The organism is Micromonospora sp. NPDC048170, from assembly GCF_040652795.1.
GTDB lineage: Bacteria > Actinomycetota > Actinomycetes > Mycobacteriales > Micromonosporaceae > Micromonospora.
Window position 1 is genome coordinate 1 of sequence record NZ_JBEZMR010000064.1, and the last position, 4,918, is coordinate 4,918.

Below are 4,918 nucleotides of genomic sequence, written 5' to 3' on the forward strand. Positions count from 1 at the left end.
GTGGCGTCGACCGGGTCAGGTCGACGCCACCACCGGGCGGGGCTCACTGGAACAGGCCGACGTTCTTCTTCTCCGTGTCGAGGTAGTCGGCAGCGGAGTCGTCCACCGCCAGCTTGATGTCGCGCAGCATGGCCTGGAGGTCCTGTGAGGCCGAACGCCAGCGGCCCTGCCGCTGCTCGTAGGCCTGTCGGGCCTCGCCGGACCAGCTCGCCACGAGCGGGGCGGCATCCCGTTCGAGCTGCCCGAGCTGCGAGTCGAGCGCGCTCAGCGCCTTCTGGATGTCCGCGCTCGCCTGTTGCAGAGCGGCGAAGTTGACGACCAGTACACCGTGGTCCATCGGATGTCTCCTCCCCGAGACCGGGTCAGAGCGGCAGCTGGATGCCGCCGCGGTTGGTGGTGGACACCCGGCTGGCGGCTTCGGTGTCCGAGACGTCGTATTGCTGGCCGGCCGTGCGGATGGCGCCGGCGGTCTCCCGCAGGGCCCGCTGCAACGCCGCCTGGTCCTGTGCCCACTGCTGCTTCACCTGCTCGAACGAGCGCCCGCCGGCACCGCGCCACGCCTGCTGCAACACCTCCAACTCGGCCATCAGGCTGCTCAGCATGGACTGCAGGGACTGGTCGACCTGCTCGAACTTCGCAGCGGTCTGCTGCATCACCGCTGCTTCTGCCTGGGTCTGGGACACCCGGGACGTCACCTCGTCTCCTCGGTCGTGGCTGGCCGTCGGTGCGCCCACTCACCGGGCGTGCCGCTCGCGCCGCCCCGACGTCAAGCACGGCGGGCGCGGGGGTCAGCAAAACTCGTCGCTGACGGTAGCGGCCCGGTCGCGGTTCTGCTACCCCGTGACGATCCCCTGTGGAGGACCGCCGCCCCCACCCCACCGGGCTCGCCCCCTACGATGGGCGGCGTCGATGTCGCGGCAAGTGACCGGTCGAGGAGGCACGGTGACGGTGACCACCGGCACGGGCCCGCACCGGCCGGCCCCGGGCCACGATCCCGGCCCACCCGCCATGGCCTTCGAGCCAGCACCGCCCGCCCCTCCCGGTCCGCCCGGCCCCGCCGGCGCCGGTGCAGGTGCCCCGGCACCCCGGGCTGCCCTGCCGCCACAGTGGATCCCGGCCGCCCGGCGGGGCGGCGCCGGCGTCCGGGCCGGCCAGGTCGTCGCCACGCAGGTGGCGGTGGCCGTCGTGGTCGCGGCCGTCGGCGGCGGCGTGCTGGCGATGCTGGCCGCCGTGGGGGTGGCCACGCTGCTGCTGCCCGTCGCATGGGTACGGCTGCGGGGGCGCTGGCTCTTCGAGTGGCTGACCACCGGCCTGGGCTACGCCACCCGCCGCCGCGCCCTGCCCCCGGCCGCCGGCCCGGCGGCCCTGCTGGACCTGGTCGACCCGGGGGCGGTCGTCCGCCCCGCCGAGCTGGCCGGCGCACCGGCCGCCGTGCTGGACGACGCCACGGGCATGGTGGCCCTGCTGGAGGTCGGCGACCCGGCCGACCTGCTCGGCGACGTTCCCCGCGCGCTGCCGGTCCCGGCGGCGCTGCTGCCGGCCGCCGCGCCCGACGGCCCCCCGGTCCGGCTCCAGCTCCTGCTGACCGGCTCACCGGCGCCGACCGTCGGCGCCGGTGGCGGCACCGTCGCCACCTCCTACCGGCAGCTGACCGACGGGCGGCTCGCCGGCCGGGAACGGGCCGTGCTCGCCGTCCGGGTGCTGCGCGTCGAGGGCTGGACGGCAGAGGAGCTGCGACGGGCGCTCTCCGGGACGGTGCGTCGGATCACGCGCCGGATCGGGCCCGCCACCGCCCGCCCGCTGGGCGAGCACGCGACGCTGCGGGTGCTGGCGGAGCTGGCCCACCACGACGACCACCCCGCCCAGGAGTCCTGGCAGGCGGTCCGGGCGGGCGACCTGCTCCAGACCACCTTCCGGCTGAGCCGCTGGCCCGACGCGCGTACCGACGCCGGCCGGCGCCTGGTGGGCCGGCTGCTCGCGCTCCCCGCGACGGCGACCACCGTCGCGCTCGGCGTCGGGCCGTGGGCCGGTGCCGACCCCGCGTCGGCGCCGACCGAGCTGGCCGTACGACTGGCCGCCGCCACCCCGGCGGAGCTGTCGATCGCGGCGCAGGCGCTCCGGCGGCTGGTGACCGAGGTGGGCGGCGAGGTGCACCGGCTCGACGGCGCGCAGCTCGACGGGCTGGCCGGCACGCTGCCGCTCGCGGCGGCGGGCGCGGCCAGCCCGGGTCCGGCGCCCGACGGCCTGGAGCTGACCGTCGGTGCGGCCGGGCTCATGGTCGGCACGAACCGGCACGGCGGCGCGGTGACCGTCCGGCTGTTCCGGCCGGAGAGCACCCGGGTGATGCTGGTCGGCGGCGTACGCGCGGCGCAGCTCGTGGCGGTGCGGGCCATGGCGCTCGGTGCCCGGGTGGTGGTGCAGACCGCCCGCCCGCGCGCGTGGGAGCCGTTCGTCCGGGGCGTCGGCATCCCCGGCGCGATGATCCCGGTGCTCCCACCCGGCCGCCCGGTGGGCGAATCGGGTTCGCCGCTGCGCCCACTGCTGGTGGTGGTCGACGCCGGTCCCACGCCCCCCGAGACGGAGCCGGGATCCCCGTGGCGGACCACGCTGCTGGTACGCGACGAACTGACTCCCGCCGACGCCGACGCGCTGGGCCGCGCCGACCTGGCCGTGCTGCAACCGCTCGACCCGACCGAGGCCGCCGTGGCGGGCGCCGCCCTGGGCCTCGGCGGGTCGGCGGAGTGGCTGACCCGGATCCGGGACGACATGGTGGCGGTGGTCAACCGGCGGGCGCTGCGCTGGGCGCTGCTCTCCCCCACCCCGATCGAGTCGCAGTTGATCGGCCGTCCCTCCCGCCGCTGAGCGCGGCCCGGGCGATCTCGCGGGTTCCCCAGGTGGTCCGTCCGTGGCACGATCCCCGCCATGGGTTTCCTCAAAGGGCTGCTGATCCGGCTGGGCAGCACGGCGCTCGCCTTCTGGCTGGCCACGCTGCTCATCCCGGGCATCACGTTGGGTACGGCGTCCGCCGGCGAGGCGGTCATCACGCTGCTCCTCGTCGCGGTGATCTTCGGTGTGGTCAACGCGGTGCTCCAGCCGATCATCAAGACCGTCGGCTGCGGCTTCTACCTGCTGACCCTCGGGCTGATCGCGCTGGTGGTCAACGGGCTGCTGTTCCTGCTCACCAGCTGGATCGCCGACCAGGTCGGGCTGCCCTTCCACGTCGACAGCTTCTGGCCGGAGGCGGTCCTCGGCGCGCTCTTCGTCGGCATCGTCACCTGGATCCTCGGGGCCGTCCTGGACCGCGACTGACCCGGGTCACACCCTGGTCGGCCCGCCCTCTGGCCCAGCCCGTGGGTGGGCCCGACCAGAGGGTGGGAATTGGCCGCTGATCGGGCCGGGTGGCCAGGCTAGCGTCGCGGGCATGTCCACCCTGACCCGCGACGACGGCTACCTGCTCAGCACCGATCCGGACCGGATCGACCTGGACCTGGTGCACCACTGGCTCGCCACCGACGCGTACTGGGCCATGGGGCGGGACCGGGAGACGGTGGTGCGGGCGTTCGCCGGGTCGGTGCCGTTCGGCGTCTACCGCCCGGATAACGGCCGGCAGGTGGCGGTCGCCCGGGTGGTCACCGACCGGGCCACCTTCGCCTGGCTCTGCGACGTCTACGTCGACCCCGCCGAGCGAGGTCGGGGGCTGGGCACGTGGCTGGCCGGGGCCATCCGTGACCATCTCGCCGATCTGGGCGTACGCCGGATCCTGCTCGCCACCGCCGACGCACAGCCGGTGTACGCGAAGGTCGGGTTCGCCCCGCTGGCCGATCCGCATCGCTGGATGCAGCTCGACCAGCGGAGCAGCCGGTGAGCCGGATCACCGGCAAGGATCCGGGCAGCCGTTCGCCCCTTACGGTGTAGGCGTGACGCCACTCCGTCTCGGCTACCTCTACGGCATCGTCGCGTACCTGCTCTGGGGGTTCTTCCCGCTCTATCTGAAGCTGTTGCGCCCGGCCGGGTCGATGGAGATCCTGGCCCACCGGATCGTCTGGTCGGTGGTGTTCGTCGCCCTGCTGCTGGGAGCGATGCGCAACGCCGGCTTCCTGCGGGCGCTGCTGCGCCGGCCCCGGGCATTGGCCGGCATCGGCGTCGCCGCCGCGCTGATCGCGGTCAACTGGGGCACCTACATCTACGGCGTGACCTCCGACCGGGTGGTCGAGACCGCCCTCGGCTACTTCATCAACCCGTTGGTGGTGGTGCTCCTGGGCGTCACCGTGCTGGGCGAGCGGCTGCGCCCCGCGCAGTGGGCGGCACTCGGCATCGGCGGACTGGCCGTGGCAGTGCTGACCATCGACTACGGCCGACTGCCGTACCTGGCGCTGGCCCTGGCACTCAGTTTCGCCGGGTACGGCCTGGTCAAGAAGCGACTCGGGCTGCCCGCCGCGGAGGGACTCTTCGTCGAGTCGGCGGTGCTGGCGCTGCCCGCGCTGGCGTACCTGGGGTGGCTCGCCGCCGCCGGCGACGCCACGTTCGGGCAGGTGTCGGTCGGACACACCGTGCTGCTCGTGTCGGCCGGCGCGGCGACCGCGATCCCGCTGCTGCTCTTCGCCGGGGCGGCGAACCGGCTCCCGCTCACCAACCTCGGCATGATCCAGTACCTCGCCCCGATCCTCCAGCTCGGCTGCGGGGTGCTGATCTTCCACGAGCCGATGCCGCCGGCCCGGCTCGCCGGCTTCGCCCTGGTCTGGGCCGCGCTGATCGTCTTCACCGCCGACGCCCTACGCCACTCCCACCGCACCCACCGCACCCGCCGCGCCACCACGACACCCGCCCCCACCCCCCGCTGACCCTCTCCCCCCACCCCACCCCACCCCCACCCCCCCCGCCGGGGGGGCGCGCACGTCCCGGGAGGTCACGTGCTCAT

At 74.8% G+C, this 4,918-nt stretch carries 6 protein-coding genes; 4 read left to right on the forward strand and 2 right to left on the reverse strand.

Annotated elements, in window-relative coordinates:
* Nucleotides 1–43 precede the first annotated feature (43 nt).
* Both AB0D32_RS32555 and AB0D32_RS32560 read right to left on the reverse strand, forming a co-directional pair.
* Entirely contained in the window at nucleotides 44–337 is a 294-nt protein-coding gene (locus AB0D32_RS32555) for a WXG100 family type VII secretion target (RefSeq protein ID WP_357098758.1), read from the reverse strand.
* 25 nt (nucleotides 338–362) lie between these two features.
* On the reverse strand, nucleotides 363–683 hold the full coding sequence (locus AB0D32_RS32560; protein WP_357098772.1) for a WXG100 family type VII secretion target: 321 nt from the start codon (nucleotides 681–683) through the stop codon (nucleotides 363–365).
* Nucleotides 684–942: 259 nt separating this feature from the next.
* Here AB0D32_RS32560 and eccE point away from each other — a divergent pair, with 259 nt between their 5' ends.
* The 4 genes from eccE (at nucleotide 943) to rarD (ending at nucleotide 4,841) form a co-directional block, all read left to right on the forward strand.
* Nucleotides 943–2,862, forward strand: coding sequence for a type VII secretion protein EccE (eccE, locus tag AB0D32_RS32565; protein WP_357098760.1), 1,920 nt, complete (start codon nucleotides 943–945; stop codon nucleotides 2,860–2,862).
* Between the two features lie 60 nt (nucleotides 2,863–2,922).
* A complete protein-coding gene (locus tag AB0D32_RS32570) occupies nucleotides 2,923–3,309 on the forward strand; it encodes a phage holin family protein (RefSeq protein ID WP_357098763.1) in 387 nt (128 codons plus the stop codon).
* A gap of 112 nt (nucleotides 3,310–3,421) precedes the next feature.
* Nucleotides 3,422–3,865: a GNAT family N-acetyltransferase gene (locus AB0D32_RS32575; protein ID WP_357098766.1), complete on the forward strand. Its 444-nt coding sequence runs from the start codon at nucleotides 3,422–3,424 to the stop codon at nucleotides 3,863–3,865.
* 52 nt (nucleotides 3,866–3,917) lie between these two features.
* Complete coding sequence (rarD, locus tag AB0D32_RS32580; RefSeq protein ID WP_357098769.1) at nucleotides 3,918–4,841, forward strand: EamA family transporter RarD; 924 nt, start codon at nucleotides 3,918–3,920, stop codon at nucleotides 4,839–4,841.
* Nucleotides 4,842–4,918: the final 77 nt, after the last annotated feature.

Excerpts from the sequence above, each read along its gene's own strand:
- AB0D32_RS32570 (WP_357098763.1), top strand. The coding sequence starts at position 2,923 with ATGGGTTTCCTCAAAGGGCTGCTGATCCGGCTGGGCAGCACGGCGCTC.
- AB0D32_RS32575 (WP_357098766.1), top strand. The coding sequence starts at position 3,422 with ATGTCCACCCTGACCCGCGACGACGGCTACCTGCTCAGCACCGATCCG.
- AB0D32_RS32555 (WP_357098758.1), bottom strand. The coding sequence starts at position 337 with ATGGACCACGGTGTACTGGTCGTCAACTTCGCCGCTCTGCAACAGGCG.